At 51.8% G+C, this 24,916-nt stretch carries 19 protein-coding genes and 1 other RNA gene; 12 read left to right on the top strand and 8 right to left on the bottom strand.

Going from position 1 to position 24,916, the window contains the following annotated elements:
* Positions 1-30 precede the first annotated feature (30 nt).
* Positions 31-12,246 carry an Ig-like domain-containing protein gene (locus tag ABIC80_RS18320; RefSeq protein WP_429178116.1) on the bottom strand — a complete coding sequence of 4,072 codons (12,216 nt, stop codon included), beginning with the start codon at positions 12,244-12,246 and terminating at the stop codon, positions 31-33.
* A gap of 573 nt (positions 12,247-12,819) precedes the next feature.
* On the opposite strand from ABIC80_RS18320, the gene ssrA reads away from it, so the two are divergent.
* Positions 12,820-13,182, top strand: a transfer-messenger RNA (tmRNA) gene (ssrA, locus tag ABIC80_RS18315).
* A 376-nt stretch (positions 13,183-13,558) separates the two neighbouring features.
* On the opposite strand, the gene ABIC80_RS18310 is transcribed toward ssrA, so the two are convergent.
* Complete coding sequence (locus tag ABIC80_RS18310; RefSeq protein WP_320512915.1) at positions 13,559-13,804, bottom strand: hypothetical protein; 246 nt, start codon at positions 13,802-13,804, stop codon at positions 13,559-13,561.
* 362 nt (positions 13,805-14,166) lie between these two features.
* Positions 14,167-14,436 (bottom strand): hypothetical protein, encoded by a 270-nt coding sequence (locus tag ABIC80_RS18305; RefSeq protein WP_429178114.1) that lies wholly within the window; start codon positions 14,434-14,436, stop codon positions 14,167-14,169.
* 311 nt (positions 14,437-14,747) lie between these two features.
* Between ABIC80_RS18305 and ABIC80_RS18300 the strand changes: the two genes are divergently transcribed.
* Positions 14,748-15,194 (top strand): DUF943 family protein, encoded by a 447-nt coding sequence (locus ABIC80_RS18300; protein ID WP_429178112.1) that lies wholly within the window; start codon positions 14,748-14,750, stop codon positions 15,192-15,194.
* Positions 15,195-15,328: 134 nt separating this feature from the next.
* Here ABIC80_RS18300 and ABIC80_RS18295 read toward each other — a convergent pair whose 3' ends face one another.
* Both ABIC80_RS18295 and ABIC80_RS18290 read right to left on the bottom strand, forming a co-directional pair.
* Positions 15,329-15,664 (bottom strand): hypothetical protein, encoded by a 336-nt coding sequence (locus ABIC80_RS18295; protein ID WP_429178111.1) that lies wholly within the window; start codon positions 15,662-15,664, stop codon positions 15,329-15,331.
* Positions 15,661-16,242, bottom strand: coding sequence for a glycoside hydrolase family 19 protein (locus tag ABIC80_RS18290; protein WP_429178109.1), 582 nt, complete (start codon positions 16,240-16,242; stop codon positions 15,661-15,663). Before ABIC80_RS18290 ends, ABIC80_RS18295 begins: the two co-directional genes overlap by 4 nt.
* 134 nt (positions 16,243-16,376) lie before the next feature.
* On the opposite strand from ABIC80_RS18290, the gene ABIC80_RS18285 reads away from it, so the two are divergent.
* The 6 genes from ABIC80_RS18285 (at position 16,377) to ABIC80_RS18260 (ending at position 19,293) form a co-directional block, all read left to right on the top strand.
* On the top strand, positions 16,377-16,775 hold the full coding sequence (locus ABIC80_RS18285) for a DUF7079 family protein (RefSeq protein ID WP_429178107.1): 399 nt from the start codon (positions 16,377-16,379) through the stop codon (positions 16,773-16,775).
* 99 nt (positions 16,776-16,874) lie between these two features.
* Positions 16,875-17,234, top strand: a complete 360-nt coding sequence (locus ABIC80_RS18280) for a hypothetical protein (protein WP_429178105.1) — start codon at positions 16,875-16,877, stop codon at positions 17,232-17,234.
* A 242-nt stretch (positions 17,235-17,476) separates the two neighbouring features.
* Entirely contained in the window at positions 17,477-17,839 is a 363-nt protein-coding gene (locus ABIC80_RS18275; RefSeq protein WP_320512908.1) for a hypothetical protein, read from the top strand.
* 61 nt (positions 17,840-17,900) lie between these two features.
* The gene (locus ABIC80_RS18270; protein WP_429178103.1) at positions 17,901-18,263 is read left to right on the top strand and encodes a hypothetical protein; all 363 of its coding nucleotides are present in this window, start codon (positions 17,901-17,903) and stop codon (positions 18,261-18,263) included.
* A gap of 59 nt (positions 18,264-18,322) precedes the next feature.
* Complete coding sequence (locus ABIC80_RS18265) at positions 18,323-18,685, top strand: hypothetical protein (protein WP_429178101.1); 363 nt, start codon at positions 18,323-18,325, stop codon at positions 18,683-18,685.
* A 245-nt stretch (positions 18,686-18,930) separates the two neighbouring features.
* Positions 18,931-19,293 (top strand): hypothetical protein, encoded by a 363-nt coding sequence (locus ABIC80_RS18260; RefSeq protein WP_429178100.1) that lies wholly within the window; start codon positions 18,931-18,933, stop codon positions 19,291-19,293.
* 130 nt (positions 19,294-19,423) lie between these two features.
* Here ABIC80_RS18260 and ABIC80_RS18255 read toward each other — a convergent pair whose 3' ends face one another.
* Positions 19,424-19,690: a SymE family type I addiction module toxin gene (locus ABIC80_RS18255; protein WP_429178098.1), complete on the bottom strand. Its 267-nt coding sequence runs from the start codon at positions 19,688-19,690 to the stop codon at positions 19,424-19,426.
* 643 nt (positions 19,691-20,333) lie between these two features.
* Between ABIC80_RS18255 and ABIC80_RS18250 the strand changes: the two genes are divergently transcribed.
* Positions 20,334-20,456, top strand: coding sequence for a hypothetical protein (locus tag ABIC80_RS18250; protein WP_429178097.1), 123 nt, complete (start codon positions 20,334-20,336; stop codon positions 20,454-20,456).
* Positions 20,457-20,659: 203 nt separating this feature from the next.
* Positions 20,660-21,769 carry a hypothetical protein gene (locus tag ABIC80_RS18245; RefSeq protein ID WP_429178095.1) on the top strand — a complete coding sequence of 370 codons (1,110 nt, stop codon included), beginning with the start codon at positions 20,660-20,662 and terminating at the stop codon, positions 21,767-21,769.
* A 208-nt stretch (positions 21,770-21,977) separates the two neighbouring features.
* Here ABIC80_RS18245 and ABIC80_RS18240 read toward each other — a convergent pair whose 3' ends face one another.
* Both ABIC80_RS18240 and ABIC80_RS18235 read right to left on the bottom strand, forming a co-directional pair.
* Complete coding sequence (locus tag ABIC80_RS18240) at positions 21,978-22,160, bottom strand: hypothetical protein (protein WP_042712430.1); 183 nt, start codon at positions 22,158-22,160, stop codon at positions 21,978-21,980.
* A gap of 18 nt (positions 22,161-22,178) precedes the next feature.
* Entirely contained in the window at positions 22,179-23,312 is a 1,134-nt protein-coding gene (locus tag ABIC80_RS18235; RefSeq protein ID WP_429178157.1) for a dienelactone hydrolase family protein, read from the bottom strand.
* 612 nt (positions 23,313-23,924) lie between these two features.
* Here ABIC80_RS18235 and flhD point away from each other — a divergent pair.
* Both flhD and flhC read left to right on the top strand, forming a co-directional pair.
* Complete coding sequence (flhD, locus tag ABIC80_RS18230) at positions 23,925-24,272, top strand: flagellar transcriptional regulator FlhD (RefSeq protein WP_042712433.1); 348 nt, start codon at positions 23,925-23,927, stop codon at positions 24,270-24,272.
* An 11-nt stretch (positions 24,273-24,283) separates the two neighbouring features.
* Positions 24,284-24,844: a flagellar transcriptional regulator FlhC gene (flhC, locus tag ABIC80_RS18225; RefSeq protein ID WP_042712517.1), complete on the top strand. Its 561-nt coding sequence runs from the start codon at positions 24,284-24,286 to the stop codon at positions 24,842-24,844.
* The last annotated feature ends 72 nt before the right edge of the window (positions 24,845-24,916 follow it).

The raw sequence follows: 24,916 nt of genomic DNA, 5'->3' as shown, positions 1-24,916 counted from the left end.
AATGCGCCTCATCCCTGAGGCGGCAGAACGTCAGACCATATTGACGTGCAGGCCATGCTGGATCAGCACATCGCTGAGGGTATTGGCCTGCGAACTGTTGTGATAAACGTCGAACTGAATGCCATCCACATCGCGCTGCCCGCTGATAGCCCAGGTATCGCTGGCGCCATGCTTGAGGTTGATCTCATCCCCGATGCTGCCTTTGATCAGCAGATCATCTTCCGGTTTATCGGTGATGCTCAGCGCTTCGTTGACATCCAGCGTGACGCTGTTGCTGCCCGATTTACCGAGATCAATTATCTCGATATTGCTGACTTTGCTCCCCAGTTCGATCAGGTTCAGCAACAGGTTGGCACCGTCAAGCATTAGCGTATCCGTCCCCGCGCCGCCGTCGATCTGCACAAAGCCGAGCGAAGAGAGGTGAATGGTGTCGTTGCCGCTGCTCCCCTCGACACTTTCGCCGCTTTCACTGGTGCCATCGGCAAGATCGATACTCAGCCCGCCAATGGTGTAGCTCTCGTCACTTGCCGTGGCGGCAGCCGCCGTCTCCGTCTCTGGCTGACGCGCCGTCTCCACCGTGGCCGTATGCTGCGCATTCAGGCTGTCACTGCTGGTGGAGTCCGACTCTTCGCTCGCACTCGCCGCCAGCAGTGAGAAGCTGTTGGCTTCTGCCATCAGCGACGCGCTGGTGCCCGCCGGTGGTGTGGTAGTCGGGTTGCTGCCGTTAAGGCCAACGTTGAGGTAGGCCAGGTTACCCGCCATATCCGCGGTGTAGAGGTTCACCACCGTATTGAGCGAGAGGATTTTCGCCAGATCGAGGCCGACATCAAGCTGCGTCGACCACTTGCCGTCCGCGCCAACAATCGCCGTCGCCATGGCGGCGTTGAGTAAATTAACGTGAACAATCGCCCCTTGATTGAGATTAGTTGACGCACCGCTGATCGTCAGTTTTGCCGACCCTACCAACCCTAGCAGGACGTTGCCGAGGACACTGGTCAGGTTGGTAATTGGGTTAGTGCTGAGCGTCGGCTGGGTCAGTTTCACCTGCACATCGGCTTCCGTGGCGGTGGTGTTGCCCACCCGGTCAGTCACCGAAATGCCCACTTTCGCCGCGCCGCTGCTCAGCCCCTGCAACAGGGTTTTATTCACCGTCGCCGTCCAGTTGCCGTTCGCATCGACGGTGGCGTTGATTGCCGTGCCGCCAACGGTCACCACCACTTTCGAGCCGCTGACCACCCCGCCAATTTTGCCGCCGATTACCTGACCGTTCGCCGCTTCACTGATGTTCAGATAGCCATCATTACCGAAGAGCGAAGAGAGAGAAATCGTCGGCAGATTATGGGTGATGACATCCAGCGGGCTGGTAATGTTCGCCACTTTACCGGCGGCGTTGGTCACCGCGACGCTCACCGCCTGGGTGCCGTCAGCCAGTGCACTGAGATCGACTTTCGGTACCGTCACGCTCCAGCTGCCGTTCGATGCCACGGTGGTGAGGTAGTTTTTACCGCCAACCGTGACCGTCAGCTGCGAACCGACAGCATTCTGGCTGGTGCCGGAAATTACCTGCGCAGTGGTGATATCCGCAAGGCTCAGGGCGCCATCACCAAACAGCGAGGTGATCGCCACCGTCGGCAGGGCCTGGATCGCCACGCTGGCGCTCTGCACCACATTGGCGATATTGCCCGCCGCATCCGTGGCGCTGGCAGAGACTTGCAGCGCATTGTTGCCATCCTGCAGGTTTTGCAGCGACACCGCCGGGATCGCCAGCTGCCACTGGCCGTTGGCACCCACGGTGGTGGTGTAGGAGAGCAGACCGACCTTCACGGTGATCTGCGTGCCCGCCGCCAGGTTGCTGCTGGTGCCGGAGAGGATCGGGTTGGAGAGCAGATCGTTAAGATCCAGCGTCCCGTTGCCAAACAGTGTGTTGATACCGATCGAAGGCACCGCCTGCACAATCGCGTTCACCAGCTGGCTGCCGGTCGCGGTGTTACCCACCGCATCGGTTACCGTTGCCGTCACGCTCAGGGTGCCATCGGCGATTGAAGCCAGCGCACCGGCAGAGAGTGCCAGCGACCAGCGCCCGTCGGTGACAGGCACCTGATACGCCGTGCCGCCAACATTCACCGTCACCTGCCCGGAACTCAGGCCGGTAACGGTGCCGGAGATAGTCTGCGCCGCCAGCGCTTCGCTCTGGCTGAGGAAACCATCGTTGCCAAACAGTGAGGTGATCGCCACCGTCGGCACATTTTTCACGCCGATAATCACCTGGCTACCGGCCGTGGTTGAACTGTTACCGTCCGGCGTGAGCAGCGTAATAGAAGGCGTAAAGGTGCCATCCGCCAGCCCGGCAAGATCCGTCGGCGTCAGGGCAATAGCGAAGGTGCCGTCGGCATTCACGACACCATTAAAGACTTTCGCACCAATCGCCACCTGAACGGTGCTGCCAATCGGCGCACTGCTGGCGACACCGCTAATGGTCTGGTTGACCAGCGAATCGGCCACGTTCAGCAACCCATCACCAAACAGCGTCACGTTGTTGAGTACCGGCGCTACCAGGTTGACCTTCAGCCCCGCACTCTGCGATGCCTGGTTACCATACTGATCGGTAGCGGTAATGGTGACGGTTTGCGTACCGCTGCCCAGCCCTTGCAGCGCGGCTTTCACCGCATCCGGCAGGTTCACCGACCAGCGCCCGCTATTATCAACATTGGTGGTGAAGGCGGTGGCATCGCCAATCTTGATGGTCAGTGCGCGCCCGGCAAGGTTGGTCGCCGTACCGCTCAGCAGGCCGCTGGCGAGTTCAGGAATGCTCAGCACGCCATCGCCAAACAGCGGATCGAGAGAGATAGCCGGCAGGTTATGGCTGACGACATTAAAGCTGGCATCGCTCTTGATGACGTTGCCAAACTTATCGGTCACCGTCACGTTGGCAGTCGCCGTGCCGTCCGGCAGCGCGCTCAGCAGTTCAGCCGGAAGCGCGGCGCTCCAGTTACCCAGCGCATCCACGGTGGCGTTAATCGCCCGGCCGCCGAAGTTCACTACCACGCTTGTGACATTGGCGACATTGCTCACCGTGCCGGAAAGGGTCTGCGCCACTGTGCTTTCGACGAGGTTAATCACGTTATCGCCCGCGATCACCACATCGTTAACCACCGGCAGGTCGGTCAGCGCCAGCCCGACATCCACCGTTTCATAGCGGGTATTGCCATTGGCATCAACGACACTAACTTGCAGTTGCAAGGTATCGGTAATCAATCCCTGCCAGAGAGAAGGCGGCAGTGAGAAGCTGTAGGAGCCATCCGGCGCTACCGCCAGATCGTTAATGGTGAAGTCCGTGCCGATTACCGTGAGCGAGACTTTCGCGCCGCGATAATCGCCACTCACCTTACCGGTGAGCAGCTGTGTGACCAGTGATTCAGCAACGTTGAGGATCCCGTCGTTAAACACCTGGTCGATGGCCACGCCGAGGCCTTTGTTCAGCGCAACGTTGAGGGAGAGGTTGTTGCTGGAGGTGTTGCCCGCCGCATCCGTTGAGGAGATGGTGACCACCTGCGGCCCGTCGGTCAGGGTAGTGAGATCGAGCTGCGGGAAGGTGTGGCTCCAGTTACCCTGCTGATCGACCGTGCCGGTCCAGCTCAATGGCCCAAGCTGAATCGTCACGCTGTTGCCCGGCTCGCCCTGCCCCTGCAGCACCACACCGGAGACGGCGTTAACGCTGTTCAGCACCGCCGGAACGCCGAGCGCATCCACCTCCAGCAACGGCGAGGAGGCATCAACGGTGAAGTTCTGTGTGGCGTTCGTCGCGTTGCCCGCCGCATCGCTCAGAGTCGCAGTAATGGTGTAGCTGCCATCCTCCAGCGCCGCCATATCTGATGGCGGCACATCGACCGACCATGTGCCGTTAGCCACCAGCGCAGTGTAGGTTTTGCCATTCAGCGTGACGGTGACCTGGCTGCCGTTGGCATCCGAGGTGCCGCTGATGGTCTGCGCCACCGCTTTTTCACTGCTGTTGATCACGTCATTACTGGTGAATTGCGCCATCGCCAGCGTCGGCGCGACGGTATCAACCACCACCGTTTGCGAGGCTGTGGCGCTGGCCTGCGTATCGCTCTGCACCGTCAGGGTGTAGTTACCGTCCGGCAGCGCAGTGCGCGGCACATCCAGCGTCCAGCTGCCATCCGCGTTGACCGTCGCCGTGCCGAGCGTCGTTTGGCCATTCAGGATGGTCAAGGTGGTGCCGTTAAGATTAAAAGCCTGACCGGAGAGTCGCAGCGTTCCGCTACTGAACTCGGTGGCGTTGACATAGTTGTCGCCCGCGACCAGATCCATATTCACTGAGTAGGTTGGCGGCGTGAGATTAATACTCAGTGTGCCGCCGTTAGACGCCGTACCGACGTTGCCCGCTTTATCAATCCCTTCAACGGTAATGGCACCGGCCTGCAGCTGTGCAAGATCGCCTGGCGTTAACACCAGCTCCCAGCTGCCGTCCGCCTGTACGGTGGTCTCGAAGACGTTTCCACCTGCAAAGGTAACACGCACCGTATCGCCGGTGGCTAAGCCGGTTGAGGTGCCGCCAATCGCCTGGCTGGTCTGGCTTTCAGCAAAATCGAGCAGGTTATCGCCAGCAAACGGCGCAGTCACGCTTACCGTCGGCGGGTCGAGCAGCAGCGTGGTGGTGATGCTGGCTGTTCCGACGTTTTGCGCGCCGTCCGTCACGCTGACGGTGACGCTTTGCTGACCGCGCGCCGTAATGGTGCTCCAGTCATCAGCATCCATCGTCAACGTCCACTGGGTGCCGTTCACCGTGGCATCAAAGGTTTGATCGCCGATGGTCACTTTGACCTGCGCGTTAGCCGGGTAAGAGGTTGAGAAGGTACCGCTCAGCGTTGTCCCGGCAGCCGCTTCCGCTGCGCTGACATAACCATCAGCGAAGACCGGCGCGGTGATGGTCACCGATGGCGGTGTCAGTGCTACCTGGTAATCGACGGTGCTGGTGTTGCTGTTGCCATACTGATCTTCGGCATAGATTGAAATCTCATGCTCACCCGGGGCGAGAGATTGCAGCGTCCCGGCCGGGAGCACCACCGACCAGTTGCCGCTGGCATCGACGTTAGCGGTATAGGTCACACCATCGACGTCGATCTTCACCGTCACATACTGGTTCGGCCCGGTGGCACCGGTGAGACCCGCCAGCGTTACCTCTCCTGCCGCTTCGCTAATATTGACAATGCCATCGCCGAACGGATTGGTGACTGTCGGTGCAGGCAGCGCAGTGTGCACCGTGACGTCCGGAGTTTGCTGCGCATCGGTGGTCGCGGTATTACCCGCGCGATCGGATACCGTGACACTAAACGGCAGCGAGTCGTTATCGCTCAGCGCCGCTAAATCGCCCTGCGGAACCCTTACCGTCCAGTCGCCATTCTCATTGACCGTGCCCGTGTAGGTTTGGGTGCCCAGCACTACTGTCACGGTTTGCCCGGTGCCAATCACCCCGGTGTTACCAGTGATAAACTGATCGCTCCCGGTTTCAGCGCTGTTAATGGTGAAATCACCGAACGGCGTCACATAGTTGGCCTGCGGCAGCGCATTGATAATCGCTTCAAAACTGCCCTGCCCGGTCGACTGGTTACCCGCCGTATCGGTGACCGTGACGGTGACCGGCAGCACGCCGTCCGGCAGCGCCTGCAACGTGGCGCTATCGACATTCAGAGTCCAGGTGCCATCCGCATTGATGGTTGCCGCCAGCGGCGCGCCGTTATTAATGCTGACGGTAACCGAGGCAACGCGCGACGGATCGAGGTTAAGCTGCCCGCTCAGGGTTTGTGTGCCCGCGGCCTCGGTGGCGCTGAGAATGCCGTCGGTAAAGAGCGGCGCTAATTGCGGCTCAGGCAGCGGATCGGTGCGGATTTCAACGCTTACCGGGTCAGAAACCGCCGTGTTACCCGCGCGATCGGTGACCGAGATCTGCACATCGTGCGTCCCGTCGGTGATGGCAATCAGCTGCGCCGGTGTCAGGGAGACGATCCAGTTGCCGTTGTTATCGACGGCGCCGGTAAACTCCTGACCGTTATCAAGGATGATGCTGACTGACTGCCCAGGACCGGCCTGGCCAGTGGAACCCGTCAGTTGCACACCGGCGTTGGCTTCCGCCTGGCCGAGAATATTGTCATCGCCAAACAGCGGTTCGGTGACCGTGGCCGTTGGCCGTGTCAGCACTACATCGAGGTTGCCATTGACCGTCGCCGGGTTACCAAACGCATCCACCCCGGTGACCGTCACGGTGTATTGACCGCTGGTGTCCAGCGACCCGCTCGGGATCACCACCGACCAGGCACCATCGTTGACCTCACCGGTATACTCTTCGCCATTGATGGTCACCACAACCTGTGTGCCGTTGGCAAGCCCGCTGGCACTGCCGCTGAGCGTGCTGTCGCTGGCAGCTTCACTGATGCTGACAATGTTATTGCCGAACATAGGGTCAAGGGTCATCGTCGGGCCATCGACGGTTTTAACGTTGATGTTGACCGGCTGCGGGTTGCTATTGCCTGCGGCATCGGTGGTGACGAAGGTGATTTGCGATGTGCCCTGCGGCAATGCCTGCAAGCTCCCCGCCGGGATCACCATGCTCCACTCGCCCTGCTCATTGACCAGTGCCGAGAGCGTAGTGCCGTTAAGGGTAAGCGTTACCGTCTCACCAGGGGTGCCGGTGCCGCCAATCTCCTGATCGACAGCCGCTTCGGCAATGCTGATGTAGCCATCGCCAAGGAACGAGTCTGCAACATCCACCGCCAGCGTCGGCGCACTGAGATCGACCGTCACACTGCTGCTGGCGCTCGCCGGGTTCAGCGCGGCATCGACCGCCGACGCCGAGACGACATACGGCGTGCCGTTGGCCGTCTCTTGCAGCGCCTGCATATCGGCCTGCGGCACGGTAATGGTCCAGTTACCGCTGCTGTTGACGCTGCCGGTATAGGTTTTATCGTTAAACAGAACGGTGATTACCGTCCCTGCTGCCAGCGACGTTGATGACCCACTGATGTTCAGCGGCTGACCACGCTCGAGGGCGTTAATCACATCATCCTGCGCCACCGGATTAAGGGTAATGGTCGGCTGCGACGCAGGCTGTGCGGCGAAAGTGACGTTATGGCTGGAGATAGTGCTGTTGCCCGCCACATCGTTCACCGTAACAGAAATGGCCTGACGGCCATCCGGCACCTGCGCCAGATCGGCTGGCGGTACCGTTACCGACCAGCGCCCCTCGGCGTTAACCGTCGCCGTATAATTTTTGCCGTTTAAGGTGACCGTCAGCGTCTGGCCCTCTTCGACATTCTGTGAAGAGCCGGAGATCGTTACCCCACTCTGCCCGTTCGCTTCCGCACGGTTTACAAAATCATCTCCGGCGACTTTATCGATCTGTACCTGCGGCGCGTTAGCGGGAGAGGCATCCAACGTAAAGCTACTGGTTTGCGAGCTGCTGTTACCCGCGGCATCGGTAACGGTAACGCGCACCGCGACCGGACCATCCGGCACGCCAGCCAGCGCACCGGCAGGGAGCACCACGCTCCAGGTGCCGTCCGGCTGGATAATGGCGTCATAATTCTGTCCGTTGACCAGCACGATAACGGTTTGCGCCGACTGCGCATCGTAGTCGCCGGTGCCGCTAATAGTGACCGCGCCAGCGGCTTCAGCGCTGTTAATAATGTTATCGGTGGTGACGTCATTGATTGCGAAGGTCGGTAAAACCGTATCGACGGTCATCGGCGCTGAACTGCTGACGGTGTTCCCCGCCGCATCGGTCGCGGTTACCGTTACGGTATGGCTGCCTTCGCCGAGCGCGCCCAGTTGTGCAGGCGTTAGCGGCAGCGTCCAGTTACCGTTCGCATCCACCTGAGCGGTGAGCGGCGTGCCGTTATCAAAGGTGATGGTCACACTCTGCCCTGCACCAACCACACCGGTATTACCCGCCAGATTACCGCCCGCAGCGGCTTCCTGAGCGTTGACTACGCCATCGCCAAACGGCGCATTCACCACCGGCTGCGGCAACACATGGGTGATGATCGTAAATGGCAGTTCGTTAGAGACAACCGCGTTGTTCTCATCCACCCCGGTGACCGTCAGCGTAACGGTGCCATCAGCAATCGCAGCGGCATCCGCATTCGGTACCGTCACCTGCCAGCCACCGCCCGCTGTCACGGTGGCGGTGTACTGCACACCATTGAGCGTGACGGTAATGATGTTCCCTTCCGGAATACGCACCGACGTGCCGCTGATAGTGAGGCCATCGGCAATGTCGGCAGCGCTGACGCGGTTATCGCCGTCCACCGGGTTAACGGCTATCGCACTGGCGGTGGTATCGACTTTGAAGGTGCTGGAGACCGGCGGCGAGGTGTTGCCCGCGCTATCCTTCACCGTCACGGAGATGGTGTAGCTACCGTTGGTCAGGCTGCTGAGCAACGACGGAGCGACTGGAATGAACCAGAGGCCATCGCCGCCCACTACGCCGGTGAGTGTTTGCCCATTGAGGATGACGGAGACCGTGGCACCCGGCTCGGCCGGAACCGTGCGTCCGGTCAGGCTAAAGCCAGCGTTCTGCTCCGCCAGATCGATAATGTTGTCACGGGCGACTGGATCCATCACCACGTTAGGCGCGGAGGTATCGACAGTCACCGTGCGGATGGTTGTCGTTACGTTACCTGCGCTGTCGGTGGCCGTGACGGTCCATGAACTGGCACCGTCAGGCAGATCGCCGAGCGCGCCGCTGCCGAGGTTAACGCTCCAGCTGCCATTGGTAATGGTTGCCGGGTAGTTTTTGCCGTTAAACGTGATGACCACCGAAGCCGCATCGCTCGAGGTGGTGCCAGAAAGCGTGATACCGGCGGCGATATTGCTGCCGTTGAGCACATCGGTACCGTTAATCGGCGTAACGCTTAATGTCGGCGGGGTTTTATCCACCGTAAAGTTGACGGTGCTGTTAGCACTGTTACCGGCCACATCAGTCGCCACGATGGTCAAGCTGCCCGGCCCTTCGGCTAGAAGCTCCATTGCGCCCTGCGGCAAGGTCAGTGACCAGCTGCCGTCGGCATTCACCACGCCGCTGTATTGCTGGCCGTTCAGGATGGCGACCACTTTTTGCCCGGCGCCGACAACATTGGTGTTGCCGGTCAGCGTCTGGCTCTGGCCCGATTCTGCCAGGCTCACAATGTTATCCACAAAGGCCGGATCGACCGACACGCTCGGCAAGGTATTGATGGCTACCGTGAAGTTGTGGCTATCAAGCACCGTACCGCCGCTGGTGGTGACCGTGGCAGTTACTGTCTGGGTGCCATCTGCAAGCGCCTTCAATGCAGCTGGGTCGACTACCGTTTGCCAGGAGCCATCCGCCTGAATCGTTGCCGGGTAGTTCACGCCGTTCAGCGTAACGGTAACGACCGTGCCCGCAGGCAGGCCTGCGCTGTTACCCCGGATGGTTAAACCATCCGCCGCTTCACTGGCGTTGAGATAGTCATCGCTGGCGATAATGTTGATCGCCACTGCATCGCTGGTGGTATCGACACCAAAGCCCGACTCAATGGTGGTGCTCTGCCCAAAGCCATCCGTCACGCTGACGGTGAGCGTTTGGCCGCCGTCGGTCAGCTTTTGCAGCTCAGCGGCAGGAAGGGTCACCTGCCAGTTGCCCTGAATGTCCGTGACCCCTTCGTAACGCACGCCATTTAACATCACAGTGACGATACTGCCCGCCTCCGCGTTGGATGTGCCATGCAGGATCTGGTCAACTTTAATTTCTGCCGCATCCAGCGTGTTGCCGTCAGTAAGCGCCTGTACGCCAATTTCCACGCCGCTGGTTTTCACCGCGATCGGCTGCGTAACGGTGGTACGGTTACCGGCCGCGTCGGTCAGCGTAACCGTCAGCGGGTAATTGCCGCTCTGAAGCGCGCCCAGATCTGCCGCCGGCAACGCGAGTTGCCAGTTACCGTCGCTGCCCACCACCGTGGTGTAGGTTTTGCCATTCAGGGTGACGACGACGGTTTGTCCCTGCTCACTGACCCCGCTTACGCCCCTTAAAACCTGATCCTGGCCCAGTTCTGCGCCGTTTAGTTTGCCGTCGTTGGTGAGCGGCAGCACGCTCAGCGCCGGGAATTGCGTATCCACAATTGCCGTCTGAGTGAGCGGGGCAGTGTTACCCGCCGCATCGCTGGCGTTCACCGTCACGGTGACGAGGCCATCCGGGATATTTTGCAGATCGCCGGCGGGAATGGTCACTTTCCAGGTACCGTCGTTATCGACCGTCGCCTGGTAGGTTTTACCCGCCACCTGGACGGTAACGCGCTGTCCGATACTGGTTACGCCGGTGTTGCCGCTCAGCACCTGATCGACGCCTTTCTCGGCCGCATTGAGATAACCGTCGCCAAATGGCGCATCCATGACCGGATCAGGCAAGCGGTGAACTTGCACATTCAGCGTGCGCGAGTCTTGCGCGCTCTGATCGTCAAGTACCACCGTAGCGGTGATGACATTTGCCCCATCTTCAAGGCGCAGTAAGTCTTCCGACGGAATGGTCACGCTCCAGCGCCCGGAGGCATCAATGCTGGTCACCGGGTAGTTGATGCCGTTGACGGTGACATAAATCGTCACTCCTTCGCCAAAGACGGTGGTGACGCCGCGCACTTCAAGCGGGTTTTCCGCTTCGCTGGCGTTGAGATAGTCATCGGTAGAGAGGATGGCGATGGCGACACCGGTGAGAGAGGTATCGACGTTAACCGGAACTGTCCTGACGATCGCATTGCCATCCGCATCGTTAACGCTGACAGTCAGTGCATTGTCACCCTGCGGCAATAAACCGAGATCGCCTGACGGTATTGAGGTTTTCCAGCTGCCGTCCCCCATTACTTCGGCGTAGTAAGTTTTGCCGTTAAGGGTAATGGTCACCACCTGGCCCGGCGGGATGTTGTAGGTCTGGCCAGAGAGCACCTGCGTGATGAGGATTTCGGCGCTGTTGATAATGTTATCGGTGGCAACCGGATTGATGGTGATATCCGGGGTGTTGAAGTTGGTGCTGAAGTCGCGCGTCTCTTCGGAGACGTTACCGGCAATATCGACCGCGCGATAAAGCAAGGTGTAACTCTGCCGGTCTTCCAGCAGCGCCATGTCTGCCGCGGGAATAACCAGCTGCCACTGACCGTCAGCATCGGCGATTGCGCTGTAGGTGCGGCCATTAAGCGTGACGTAAATCGTGCTGCCGGCATCCTCTGCACCGACATAGCCGCGGACAATTTTATCCGCCACGTGCTGATCCTGATCGAGGATGTCGCCCGGCGTGAACTGAGTAAGCTCAAGCACCGGCGGCGTGGTACTGATCATGATTTGCGTATCCGCCGCCGCGGTCGCGCCCGCAGGGGTCACCAGCGCAAAGCGTAAGAGATGGAAGCCCTGTGAGAAGGTGTTCAGATCGGCCGGCGAGAGCCAGACGCCCCAACTGCCATCATCTGCAACGGTGGTGGTCCACTTTTTGCCATTGGCGCTGATGGTGACAGTACTACCGGCATGAATCGCTTCTGTCATGCCGCTCAGGAGCTGCGGCTCGGTCGATTCGGCAAGGTTGATGATGTTATCGGAGGCAATCGAGTTAATTCTGAGCGTCGGAACCACAGGTGTTTCGCCGCCGCCGTTATCTCCCCCGCCGTTGTCGCCACCGCCGTTATTACCGCCGCCGTTGTTGCCACCGCCATTATCTCCGCCACCGTTGTCACCGCCGCCGTTATTGTTGTTCCCGCCTCCGCTATTATTTGCCGCAGCGGCTACGCCCACAATACCGCCAACGGCAGCCAGGCCGCCGAGTACCGCCAGGGCCGACAGGCCGCTGGTACCGACCAGCGATCCCAGCGCTACGTCGCTAAACGCCGGAACGATGGTCTCTGCAGTGGCCGGCCCCGCAGCTGCCGCATACGGGAAGGCGGCCTGATGTGTACCCAGCTCATCTTCAAAAATCATCTCGCTGTGCAGGCCCTCGCCATCCACGGTAAAGAAGCTGGTGTAGCGCACCGTGGAGCCATCTTTCATATGGACGATCAGGTCGTTTCCTTCACGCTCGAAGAAATTCACTGACTCCTGCGAAGCATTAACGCGGACGATACTGGTTTCAGTCAGATTAACTACTCTGTCGCTGCCTTTTGCATATTGCGCAACGACATCGCCAGTTTTTTGGTTTATTACATCGACGGAACCAGGAAGACTATTTTGCGGGGCCATATTTTCACCTCGGATGCGAAAGCAATATTAGAGCGCCTGCGAGCATCTGTTTTTGCGCAGGATTACGGTTTACCAATTCACCAGGATTGACAGGGAGCGGATGTGGGACATACGAGATGAAAAATAGCTAAGTTATTGTTTTTCATTTATTATGTTAATCCATCATCATTTAATAAATTTTTACATTAAGAAAGATATAAACAAGCTTCTCTATTTAGGCAACGTTTTAAATCACAAATTGATAACAATCAACTTCGATACAGAATATATTTTAAGGGATATATCTCAAATTAAGTGCCGCTTAATTTTGCGCATAAATGGATTAATAGAAATTGAATTAATAACGCGAGAAATGTAAAGAAATTTACAATGTATAATATATTAGAAAAAGCTAATTAATATTAGCTCTGGTCACTCTTTATATTTATTTACGTCTGAAATAATTGCTTTTCTATATAACTATCCTGCTTAACCACGTGGTTAAAAAACATGCAAATAGTTGAAAGTAAAAACGTTACGGATATGGACTGGCATGTCACGGTGAAAGTTTGCTATACTCCTTATCACACTTTTGGGGCTGATTCTGGATTCGACGGGATTCGCGAAACCCAAGGTGCATGCCGAGGGGCGGTTGGCCTCGTAAAAAGCCGCAAAAAAATAGTCGCAAACGACGAAAACTACGCTTTAGCAGCTTAATAACCTGCTTAGAGCCCTCTCTCCCTAGCCTCCGCTCTTAGGACGGGGATCAAGAGAGGTCAAACCCAAAAGAGATCGCGCGGATGCCCTGCCTGGGGTTGAAGTGCTAAAACTAATCAGGCTAGTCTGTCAGTGGCGTGTCCTTCCGCAGCTGGCCGGCGAATGTAAAGACGGACTAAGCATGTAGTACCGAGGATGTAGGAATTTCGGACGCGGGTTCAACTCCCGCCAGCTCCACCAAAATTCTCCATCGGTGATTACCAGAGTCATCCGATGAAGTCCTAAGAGCCCGCACGGCGCAAGCCCTGCGGGCTTTTTTGTGCCCTCAAATTGTCCCGCGAAGTCCTAACTGAACTAATTAAATCCGAACCTTTTAGGCCCATTGATAGGCCCAACGAAAAGCTCTATTGTTTTCGTTGGGCCTAAACGCATGGAGACTCCACCATGGCAAGAAAAACCAAGCCGTTAACCGCCAGCAAATAAAACAAGGGGTTACGTGAAAGCGTAGCCCTTTATTTTATACAATGTCCACTTTAGGTCCACCCAGACAGGAAAAGGGGGTCACGTCTAAACGTAACCCCTTTGGTCTGCGTGTCGTCTCTGTTTCTTAATGCTTTTACGCTTCGCCTTTCAGTACGTCCATTAACCACGCGATCAGATAGGCCAGGATAAAGAACCCTACAAATCCCGTCAGCTTAAACCAGCCATCCAAAACAAACAGGCTACCGAAAGCAGCCCAGGAACAAACGCCGGTCGATATCCCCTCGACCAGACCGGCAAACTGAAACCCAATAAATTTGCAAAACTTAACGAGGGAGAATTTTGCAGATTTCGTTTTTAGTTCCTTGCAATAGAGGGGCATAAATGAGGTAGGTCTCCAGTTTCTTTTGGCAAACAACCATATCCAGATTCTATGGTCGATTACATAAAAGCATTATGCATCACTTCCCTTTAGTTTATCTGAAACATAGATAATCAGGCATATCAATGCGAAGCAGCTCAAAAAACCGCCTAACTTAAATAACCACCCATCAAAAATAAATAGGCAAGTAAAAGCCGCGATAGACAGGATACCTCTTCCGCAGGCATCGAACATATCAACTACATGTATCCATATCTTCTTCGAAACATCATTTTCCGAGGATTTTGCAGATTTCATCCTGTATCCCTTTGCACTGTATTGGGTGACTGTGATTATACATAAGGTAGGGTTCTAACGGCTTTTCAACGAGAAAGTAAAGCATATCCAGATTCATGGGAAGCGCCCATACAGGCATTCTTAGCAATATTTCGTGGATTTGGCACTTCCTTCTGCATATCAACTTGCTCCAGCAGATTGCTGGTACCATGAAAGAAAAGCGTTGCTCCAGCCACTACCTCCACAATATCCCCGGTAGCAGCGGACCCCGCGCCATAGCGTAACCGCTTGCCATCTTTATCCCGCCAATGAGAATTCCAACAACTGCCACGTTCCACGAAGAATTTGTTTGTCATGCAAATGAGATCTAAAGAGGCCTGGAATCAAGATGCTCCCCCCGGTAGCATTCATTTCAATGAGATTCGTCCCAAGGCATGCAAAAGGTATTGCGCGTACAGAATTTCAAGTAAAAAATAAGCAAAAATGGTGAATAGCTTTACCCAGGTATAAAGGCTAATCATCGCCATATGTAGCAGTATCCGTGCAAAGCTTAAGGGTGCCCCAGGAAAGTTAAGAAAAACTATAATCGAACCATTTACATATAACGGTTTAGCTTAAAATAGCATCCATCAACCTGAAGCGACTATGACACTGACAGGAAAAGACAATGCTTAGTTATAAAAAGAGTGCAGTAATTATAATTTTTGTGATGGCTGCATACTTTATATGGAATACTGTCAAACCGACAAAAATAGTCAAAGTAAATCATGGCGCTATTTTTGCCGAAAATTTACCAATCACCACAGAAGGAAAATTGAAATGGTGGTTGCTAAACAAGGAGTGGCTGCAGCAGAAATATCATATTATTACGACCCCCTACAACTTTACAGTTGTTATCATGAAATTCAATGGGTATGAATCATTACCTAAAGGAACAAGAGATGGTTCCGTTGATGATTATACCTGTCTTAATGATAATGATGGAAACTATGATAGATGTGTATATAACAACATAGCAATAATCGTCAGGGGTAACCTGAATGGCAAGCAATTTATAAACATAGGCGAAAAAACTTATATCCAGACAAGCGATGGCAAAGTCGCATTACAATAATCAGGTGCTGCACAGAAGCCATTAAAGAGTAAAACAGATATGTGCTGTATCTTATTTGACACAAAAATTCGCCATTACATTTCGGTGAGGAGCGGCAAAACCGCTCCAGTTAAATCAAGAAACGCAGAGAGATACTACGGATTAGCATATTCTAAGATTTCTTCGCCCATGAGAGTACAGTCATTGAGGAAGATGAATCGCATGCGGTACTTACCTTTGTAGATATAACCCCACGTCTGGAGTACATCGTAATACTGAGATTTATTTTCCGGATTTTGCATTTTCGCCAATGCAGTTACATCCTTATCAACTTCTGCTCTGTCATCGTTGTCTCTGTAAAATGCTAAAAGTTTTTTGGATTCGGTTATTGCTTGATTTTTACACGTTAAGTCAGATTTTTTCGCAGCAGCAAAAGACGAAAAACTCATCGAAAAAAGTAATGTTGCTATAATGCTGGCTGATATTTTCATAATATTCCAAGCTCTCTCTTTGCTCTTATTAATGCCTTTTTTCTTTCTTCAAGGCCGTTATAACCACCATTAACAAGAAGTGTGACTTTATTTACATCATCCCTGTCTGCTGCCGTATTAACATGCCTGAGGTTCCAGTAATAACAAGCAGCCTTAACAGCAACATATGGGTTCCTGGCGACCATAGTGGGATCGGTTACGTAATCTTTATCAAATTGGCTTCCGAAATTCGTATAGTTATCTCTACCTGTAAGATGCAATAACCCGCGCCCAATGAATTTAGGACCATCACCGACTTCTGTATTACCTAAATTGCGTCCAATCCGCGTTCCTGCATCATATTCCCTGCCGCCATCTCTTGGAACTTCAGTAAAGCTTGAGAAGTTTGCAGTTTCAACACAAGCCTGTGCGAGAAAATGTGCGGCTCTTAATTCGGTATTAATTCCATAGACGGTAAACCATTGATTTAAATGTGGTACTATGGCATGGACATTGTAATGCTGTGAATTTAGCAAGGTTTCTTTATGCTTATAATGCCTGGCTATATTCCAAAGCATGTCTGCAGTAATATCAACCATTTGCCTTATCCTTCTTTTATAACCCATAATCATTTTACCTAACGTGATTGGACATTTGGCAGGTATTTTTTACTTACTTTTACAATCCAGGAAGATTCTCATCCTCCTGTTCTCCGATAATGAGGGCTACTAAAATGCTGCTATCAGAAAAAGCGCAATCAAATCGTGCCACTGTCTGGCTGGCGTTATCAGAACTTTTCACAGCGCGCGAGCTTCAGGATTACGATTACAAATGGATGGTTCTGCTGCTGAGAGAGTCAGGGATGAGCAAAGATGAGATCTTCCGGATCCTTGACGAGGAAGTTGCTCCTGCTCTGTCAGCTAATCTACTCTACAACCCTACGCCAGTGATGGACGGCTGGTGTGCAGAAGAGATAAAAACTATTGTCATGAAGTATCTCGCTAACAAACCCACGTTCGCTGAGCATTTCGTTCCTGCTCGTATCCTTTCAAATTGGCGTCGAAAATTTATTCGTAAGGAAATAAACATGCTCTCTAAAGAACTGGATAACTTCTCCCGGAAAGAGCTATGAAAATCCAGTATGCTCAGATATAAAAATTTATTCTTTTTAATTAATAATAGCTAAAATTGCGTGTGAATTAATTCGAAAAAGTAATGCAGAGAGGAGTTTATGTCACTACATTCAGGATGGATAGCATGGTTCTTTTTTTATGGCATCATGGGATTTATGGTTTTCTACATATTACATGGCTATTTTTTGTATAGAATCATAAAAAAAGATCCGGTATATGCTAAAGCAAAAATTGTTAGCTATGTACCTAAAGCGCCGAATGAACTGGGCAAAGTAGATATTGTTATGACCTACAGCTTTATTGCTAATGATCAAAATTACAGCAAAAATCAGCAGACTTTGAATATAAACACCCTCGATCTGGAAAAATACTACGTGGGCAAAGAAATCCCAATCATCTATTACCGTAAGAATCCTAACTACAGTAAAATTGACGTGTATGATGAGAGCCTGCAATAGTTATTCGCGGATAACTACACAACACATTTTCACATATGATTAGGCGGAGGCATTAGAAGAATCGCCTGATCATATGAGCGTCGCTCCGGAACGCTTGCCGCGCCATGTAACTACATTGATTCTGGCCCATTCAATATTCATTTTCCATCACCCTCTCCTGTTATTTCAAATATATTTGTAGAATATATTTTTTATCTCATTTAAAATTACGCAATTAATTTCGCCGAGAGAAGTTTTGGACGATGTCAAAGTATTCATGGATAATAGCAGCAATTGGCCCTGCACTGCTAATCGGTAGCGTAATTTTTTACTTCCTGAAAGGATACTGTCTCTATCTTAAGATAAAAAAAGATCCGGTCTACGTTAAGGCTAAAATTGTCAACTACATCCCCGGAAGCCCTAATAATATGGGAAAGGTAGATATTGCAATAACTTATACCTTTACGGCTGACAATAAAGTCTACACAAATGGGAAAGAAAACTTAACTATCAACACGCGAGATCTGAATAAAGACCATATCGGTAAAGAAGTGCCGATCGTCTATTACCGAAAAGATCCTAATTACAGCAAAATCGATGTATATGATGAGAGCTTACGTAATTAATTTCATATCTGCTTTCAGCCTATAAATCAGAATAGTACGATGTTCTTACAAGGAGTCTTCAATGTCCAGTTTCTCAGGAATAATCGCAATGATAGGGCCTTGCGTTATACTCGGCTTTATTATTTCACTTATTATAAAAGGTTATATTTTGCACAGTACGATCAAAAAAGATCCGGTCTACACCAAAGCTAGAATAGTTACCTATGTTCCCAAAGCACCAAACGAAAAAGGTCGCGTCGACATTGTTATGACCTATAGCTTCTTGGCTGATAATAAAAGCTATACTAAAGAGCAGCAGACACTAAATATTAACACGCTCGATCTTAATAAATACCACATAGGCAAAGAGGTTCCTATTGTTTATTATCGCAAAGATCCTACTTACAGCAAAATTGATGTTTATGACGAAAGCCTGTGCAATTAAAGAGAAGCCTAAACTGCGAACGGATTAATTTACAAATTACTTAGCTTTGAGGAGGATTTATGTCGCAATATTCAGGATGGATAGCCTGGTCATTTTTTTCTGGAATGATCGGCTTTGTCATTTTCCTTATATTAAAAGGATATTTATTATATATCATTATAAAAAAAGACCCAGTCTACACAAAAGCAAAAATCGTTAGCTATTTGCCAAAAACTCCTGATGAAATGGGTGAGGTAGATATTGTTATGACCTACAGTTTTATTGCTGATGAAAAGACGTATATCAAAGAGCAGCAGGCATTAAATATTAAAACACTCGATTTAGACAAATACTATGTAGGCAAAGAAGTCCCTATAGTCTATTACCGTAAGAATCCTAACTATAGTAAGATTGATGTGTATGATGAGAGCTTGCGCAAATAACAATTGGCGAATAATTAAATAACAGTTTTTCGCAGATAGTCATCTTGCGGCTACAGAAGGAAATTCTGAATATACGATCATCACGCGGGAGCGATTGTCGCTCCTCACCAACCTATTTGATACCAGCACTTTGACAATTGATTAGTGCCGCATACTTGTCAGTTATTTATAAATTATTATGTAGCAGATGTTCATCTGCTCATATATAATTGCGCGCTAAATTCTAACAAAAGCAGATTGGGATAATGTCGAAGTACTCATGGATAATCGCAATAATCGGGCCTACACTTCTCATCGGGTATTTTATTATCTATTTACTTGAAGGTTACTATCTCTATCTGAAGATTAAAAAAGATCCTGTTTATATCAAAGCCAAAATTGATAGCTACGTTCCCGGAAGGCCTGACGACATGGGAAAGGTAGATATTACAATAAATTACAGTTTTACAGTCGATGGTAAAGTCTACACAAAAGAGAAACAGTCCTTAAATATCAACACGCTGGATCTCATTAAAGATCAAGTCGCTAAAGAAGTGCCGATCGTCTATTACCGCAAAGATCCTAATTACAGCAAAATCGATGTATATGATGAGAGCCTGCGCAATTAATCTCATACCAAAAATTAGCATATAAATCAGAATCTACTCAGGGGCATTTACCGCCCCTTTTGACTGGTTTCGAGTTACCAGGCTACTGTCGATTAAGCCTTCAAACCATTGAGCAAAATAACCCCCAACTTTAAACGCCCCTCACCCCTGCCCTGACGCAATCAATCACCGCCCTGGCCTGTTCCAGCTGCACACGCAGTTCATGCACGGTGTCATTATCGGGAATCAACACAATGCAGCCTTTCGATATCTGCACTGTGACATGCACGCCGGTTTCAAAGCCTGCTTCGCGCAGCCATTTACCCTTCAGTTGCAGGGCGGGTGTGCTGGTGTCGCCGCGGTTCGGGCGGTAGCCGACAATACAGTGGCGCTGGGTTTTCGTAAGGGTTTTCGTCATAAGACATTCTCCAATGGCAGTCATTATTTCCGCCAGCAGAGAGGCTAATCTCATGGGTGGCGGAGCCAGACAGGGTTAGCCTTACCGGCCCATCGGAAACCGGCGCGTCTCGCGACGCCCCTGCCCGGCCCACCATTGAGAGGTAACCGAACGCACAACAGAACAGCTCTGTTGCCGATGAGGGTTTTCAGGAGGTCAATCCCGACGCCTGCTGTGGCAGGCGCGGCCAAACAATAAAAAGAAAACCCTACAATCGGCAAGGAAAAACCGCTCTATAGTAGCGCGTCGTTTCGAAACTGGAACCCTTCTCGCAAAACTTCAGAGCAATGGCTGCACACTTACTCTTCACGCTACATCAAGATGCACTCAGGGGAGACTCATCGTTGATAAGAACAGAAACCACCTGAAGAGCTCTTAGCCCCAAAACTAATCAGGTTCATTTTCCTCATTGCCTCCACCGCCTTCAAAAAGCGCATAAATCGCCTTCAGCAAATTTATCGTAAAGAAGTGTTCATTTTGTGATCTGCATCCAGGTTTCCTTGCATTGCTTCCCTGACGGAGCGCCTTCTCTATACTCCTGTTCCAATAAAAACAGGTATGCTTATCACAATTACGTTATTTTGACCGTCTATCAGGTGACACAATGAGCAACGCTGTTATTTTCCTAAAAGAAGTTCATGTCCTGGCACAAAAACTCAGCTGGATTAATAGTGATGCTGTCGTTGATGAATTAAAAGAGTTAATTATCAAAAATAGTAGCTGCTAAATGATGATGAGATAACAGCGTCGTTTATTAACACGCTTATTTATTGTGCCGAAAAAAACGTTACCCCTGAAGACGTTGATAATCTGATATCGAGCTTAAACAACTTCTTTGTCAATTTTCTCTTAATGCAGTCCTGTCATGTTTATTTCGTAGGAAAAAACTGGGACACCTATCGACTTAATGTGCTGTTCCTTCCACCCAATATGGGAAAAATTACGCTTTTTGAAATCGATGCAGATACTGATCCGGCAAGCATAAAGATAAATCCGGAGGACGACTCACTTATCCCCGTGGTTATCACGGATCATATAGGCTTCAACTTTATTAAAAATAACAATATAAAGCTCCCCGAGGCGCTTACCACGCTACTGCTCCCCGAAAAGAAAAGCACGCATCTGGATATGGATGTTGGATTTATCCCTCTTCTCAACGCGCGTTACCAGAAACTTAACGGCGAGGCTGAAGTAAAGAGCGTGATAATAGGATCATCCTACGCATACCAGGGGTTCCCGGATGCTTTATTAGATAAAGCAGTCAATCTTTCCATGTTTTCTGGGGATTTTACGTGGACATACAGCCTGATAAAACACATAACCGGCACCACCAACATTAGAAACTTTATCCTCTGCGTGGGGCTGTATGACGCTTTTTATGAGCTATCGATGGGGGCGTCGCCGATGTTCCCTGTGGCGCGCTATTTCTGCAAAAGCCAGAATGTCGAATACCATTACAGAAACAAAAACGAAGCGTTAAATCAGACACCCGTCACGCAGCACATATTAGGCCCTCTTGACCTGCTCGTTCAGCAAACCTATAAAAACCATATTTATCCGCAATTCTCCAATGATGAGGAGTTAGCCACGCTGGACAGATTGCTGCAGGATGAGTCGGCAGTAAAAAAATCCCTGTATTTCATCAATGGCAGAAGTTCCCGCACGGATTTCACATACTCCTCCTCAGAAATTCTCAATCGGGCATCAGAGCTATCAAGAAATTATCAACGAAAGCACAGCTTTGAGAATAATAAGCGTGTCATGTCATCGCTGACTGCGTTAATAAAAGAAACAAACGCAACGCTTAATATTATCGTAATGCCGTTCACTGAATTCTATATCGAAAATTACGACAAAAACCTGAAAGAAGAAACGCTGGCATATTTGAAAAGCGTTACCGATGACAGCAATATCTTTATCACGGATCTTAATAAGCTTAAGACATTCGCGCCTGAAGATTTTTACGATGCCGACCATTTAAATTTCAACGGTGCAATAAAAGTCTGTGAGATGGTCAAAGCGTTAGGGTTCGACATTTAACTGGCCCTGCCAACCGCGTCACACTTGAAGCCGTGTCGCGCACCGCCATTTGCCTTTCAGTTGCCATCATCTGAGAAGCTAACCCGGCACGCGAGGGTCAGCCTTACCGGCGCGTCTAACGACGCCCGGCAAGGAAAACCGCTTTACGGCTGCGAATACGTTCGAAACTGGAACCCTTCTTGCAAAACTTCAGGGAACCCGCCCGGCGTTACACTTCGTTCTCTTCGCTCCCCAACAGCCGCTTAATGTGCTCGAGCTTCGCCGTCATCCTGCGGATCTCCAAAAGATGCAGCGCCTCATAGGCCTCAATCCCCACCAGCTGGCTCTCCCCCAGCTTATCGAGGTCCGCTTTCAGTAACGTGATTTCGTCATCGGTCATCGGTGGTCTCATCGTTCCTCCTGATTTTCACTAACGTTGCACGGTCTGTTCAGGTACAACCTCATTATTAATAGTGTAGAGGTGGCATCCCGCCTTGCCAGCTTCCTGCTGTTTTGCGCAGTAGCCGAGCGCGCTTTCCGCCGCCTCGTCGCGCGTTCTCGCCCAATAAGCAACACCCCAGTCTCCCTGCGCGTCGATGGCGAACGCCTTTTCATAACGTTGCGATGCAGCATATTCCTGAAACGCCTTGCGCCCTTCGTCATTCAGTACCGACGGCACAGGAAGTTTCGTTTCGGGAAGCGCGGCAATGGGCTGATAGGGCAGCACCTGCTGCTGTAAGAAGTTTGCGACCGGCTTCCACCAGAACGCCTCGGGGGCCGAGTCCATAAAGGTATGGCCATTCTCGCCAAATGCCGGCATCGCGACGAACTTCGCGGGCGCACCGTCCTTCTGGTAAGCGCTGAACATCGCTTTCGCCGCAGTTGGCGGAAACGAGCGGTCGTTGGCGGCGTAAAGCCACAGCGACGGAATCGTGGTTCTCTTACCGTAATCGGTAAGCGCCTTCAGCAAGCCGGGCTGGTCGCAGAAGGATTTGCCATCCAGCGCGCCGCGCCCGCCGTCAAAGTTAATTATCGCCTGCACGCCGGGCGGGTTGGCCGCGCCGGTCGCCAGCATGGCGAAACCGCCGGAGGACATCCCCACCAGCACCGCCTGCTTCGGCGACGCCCACGGCTGCTGACGGATCGCCTTCAGCGCCGCCAGCAAGGTATCGCGATCGCGCTCACCTGCCAGTTGATGATGCGGCTGCGCGCACGAGCCGCCCGCATACTCCGCCGCCCCGCTCGACTGCCCATACCCCTGGCGCAGCACAACCACCGCCGCATAGCCGTGGCGGGCAAATGCTATCGCCGTCGAGGCATAGCGGTTAGGGTTCATCACAAAGCGGTCAAAGCTGGCGGTGTCCGCCGTGCCGTTGGTTATAAGTGCAACTGGCGCAGGGTCGTTGTTCGCCGGTCGGGTGACAAACGCCTCCAGCAGCGCAGGCTGGCCGTTCGCAAGCGTCACCGGCAGCATCAGCGGCGTGCGGAGCAGGCCCGCAATCTGTTGGTTTTCCGGCGCGGGGGAATTATCCGCCCAGGCGGGCAAAGATCCGGACAACATCATGGCTAACGCGATCGCTGCACGCATCGCTGAAGCTCCTGGTTAACAAACGTGAATTGTCATTACCGCCGGGTGAGGGGGTATCCTCGCTTTACCGGGAAAAACGTTGTTCGCCCCGGTAAAAACCACACATAAGGTGTTTATTTAATGCATTACTACATGACTTATTGCCCCTTCAAATACAAAGGCGCGGGTACATAATATATTTTTCCGTAGATCAGATAATTCAATAAGATAACAACTTTCTGAAAAAGAGAATCTTTTTCATTTCAACGGCTTCGATTATGTAATTAAAGTAAGCGCACAGGCAATGTTAAGGCAACATATTGAAAATAAAGGCATCAATCAGAAACAATAAAAGCGGAAATGCAATGATCCGCTTTTTTCCGCATTTAGGCGATTGTTTGAATTAAGTCAAATGTGTAATCTTATTTCCGTCTTAGGGAACAACTTAAAGACAAACAGATGCAGGAATAAAAAACATCGCCTGCACAATAAGAGTGTTAAGTTTCATTTATTAGTTAGTTTTTTCTTATCGAAATAAAGTGGTTGCTCGCATATTTATTGTTAAATAATAGTAATTCCGCATCCGGTGTGGTGTTACGGGAGCAACTTATGAACGAACACAATTTTGAAGAACAGATGCAGTCTATTCAGGATCTGAACCTCTCCTATTTATTACTGGCGCAGCGTTTGATCCGTGAAGATAAGATTGCTGCCGGTTTCCGCCTTGGCCTGAACGATGCCACGCTGGAGACGCTAAGCCACTTATCGCTGCCGCAACTGATTAAACTCGCCTCTACCGGGCAGCTGATCAGCCGCCTGCGTATCGATGATGATGTGGTGATTAACTGCCTGACAAAAGAGTCCCGTATCGATGCACTGCAACGTCTGCACACCGGGATTATTCTGTCGAGCAACCTGCTCAACACGGTTGATAATAACGGCGACGAGGCAGCGTAATGAGCGAGATAATGCTGCACGAAAAAAGCATCATGTCTGAAATTAAAGACGCGCAAATCGCGATGGAGTTAATTAATTTCGGTGCGAGGATGCAGGTTCTGGAGAGTGAAACTAATTTAAGCCGCCGTCGTCTGTTAAAACTCTATAAAGAGTTGAAAGGCGATTCGCCGCCGAAAGGTATGCTGCCGTTCTCCGCTGACTGGTATATGTCGTGGGAGCAGAATATTCACTCGTCAATTTTCTACAATATTTACCGCTATTTGCAGAGAGCGGAAAAAGGTCGCTCTGTAGAGCTGATGATTAAAGCCTACCGTATCTATCTGGAACACGGCCTGGCGCAGGCGGACGAGGAGCCGGTACTGGGGCTGACCCGCGCGTGGACGCTGCTGCGTTTTATGGAGGGCGGCATGCTGAAGCAGACCCAGTGCGACTGCTGCGGCGGCAATTTTGTCAGCACGCCAGAGCATATGTTTAACGGTTTTACCTGTAGTCTTTGTGTACCGCCTTCCCGGGCGATGAAAAGAAGCCCGCAGCTCGATTTCGCTGCCGGCACCATGACAACCCTGCAATAACAGGCGTTACAGCGGGTTATCAATGAAAGCCCCGACGGGTCAGCCATAGTGCGGCCCGCCGGGGCTTTTATG

The sequence above is a fragment of the Kosakonia sp. 1610 genome (assembly GCF_050435845.1).
In the GTDB taxonomy this organism is placed as follows: domain Bacteria; phylum Pseudomonadota; class Gammaproteobacteria; order Enterobacterales; family Enterobacteriaceae; genus Kosakonia; species Kosakonia cowanii.
This window is presented reverse-complemented; position numbering and strand designations above follow the sequence as displayed.

What these genes read in the sequence shown, in the direction of transcription:
- ABIC80_RS18280 (WP_429178105.1), top strand. Translation starts at nt 16,875, where the DNA reads ATGTCACTACATTCAGGATGGATAGCATGGTTCTTTTTTTATGGCATC.
- ABIC80_RS18300 (WP_429178112.1), top strand. Translation starts at nt 14,748, where the DNA reads ATGCTTAGTTATAAAAAGAGTGCAGTAATTATAATTTTTGTGATGGCT.
- flhC (WP_042712517.1), top strand. Translation starts at nt 24,284, where the DNA reads ATGCTGCACGAAAAAAGCATCATGTCTGAAATTAAAGACGCGCAAATC.
- flhD (WP_042712433.1), top strand. Translation starts at nt 23,925, where the DNA reads ATGAACGAACACAATTTTGAAGAACAGATGCAGTCTATTCAGGATCTG.
- ABIC80_RS18290 (WP_429178109.1), bottom strand. Translation starts at nt 16,242, where the DNA reads ATGGTTGATATTACTGCAGACATGCTTTGGAATATAGCCAGGCATTAT.
- ABIC80_RS18235 (WP_429178157.1), bottom strand. Translation starts at nt 23,312, where the DNA reads ATGATGTTGTCCGGATCTTTGCCCGCCTGGGCGGATAATTCCCCCGCG.
- ABIC80_RS18320 (WP_429178116.1), bottom strand. Translation starts at nt 12,246, where the DNA reads ATGGCCCCGCAAAATAGTCTTCCTGGTTCCGTCGATGTAATAAACCAA.
- ABIC80_RS18240 (WP_042712430.1), bottom strand. Translation starts at nt 22,160, where the DNA reads ATGAGACCACCGATGACCGATGACGAAATCACGTTACTGAAAGCGGAC.
- ABIC80_RS18270 (WP_429178103.1), top strand. Translation starts at nt 17,901, where the DNA reads ATGTCCAGTTTCTCAGGAATAATCGCAATGATAGGGCCTTGCGTTATA.
- ABIC80_RS18260 (WP_429178100.1), top strand. Translation starts at nt 18,931, where the DNA reads ATGTCGAAGTACTCATGGATAATCGCAATAATCGGGCCTACACTTCTC.
- ABIC80_RS18295 (WP_429178111.1), bottom strand. Translation starts at nt 15,664, where the DNA reads ATGAAAATATCAGCCAGCATTATAGCAACATTACTTTTTTCGATGAGT.
- ABIC80_RS18255 (WP_429178098.1), bottom strand. Translation starts at nt 19,690, where the DNA reads ATGACGAAAACCCTTACGAAAACCCAGCGCCACTGTATTGTCGGCTAC.
- ABIC80_RS18310 (WP_320512915.1), bottom strand. Translation starts at nt 13,804, where the DNA reads ATGCCCCTCTATTGCAAGGAACTAAAAACGAAATCTGCAAAATTCTCC.
- ABIC80_RS18305 (WP_429178114.1), bottom strand. Translation starts at nt 14,436, where the DNA reads ATGACAAACAAATTCTTCGTGGAACGTGGCAGTTGTTGGAATTCTCAT.
- ABIC80_RS18250 (WP_429178097.1), top strand. Translation starts at nt 20,334, where the DNA reads ATGAGCAACGCTGTTATTTTCCTAAAAGAAGTTCATGTCCTGGCACAA.
- ABIC80_RS18265 (WP_429178101.1), top strand. Translation starts at nt 18,323, where the DNA reads ATGTCGCAATATTCAGGATGGATAGCCTGGTCATTTTTTTCTGGAATG.
- ABIC80_RS18285 (WP_429178107.1), top strand. Translation starts at nt 16,377, where the DNA reads ATGCTGCTATCAGAAAAAGCGCAATCAAATCGTGCCACTGTCTGGCTG.
- ABIC80_RS18245 (WP_429178095.1), top strand. Translation starts at nt 20,660, where the DNA reads ATGGGAAAAATTACGCTTTTTGAAATCGATGCAGATACTGATCCGGCA.
- ABIC80_RS18275 (WP_320512908.1), top strand. Translation starts at nt 17,477, where the DNA reads ATGTCAAAGTATTCATGGATAATAGCAGCAATTGGCCCTGCACTGCTA.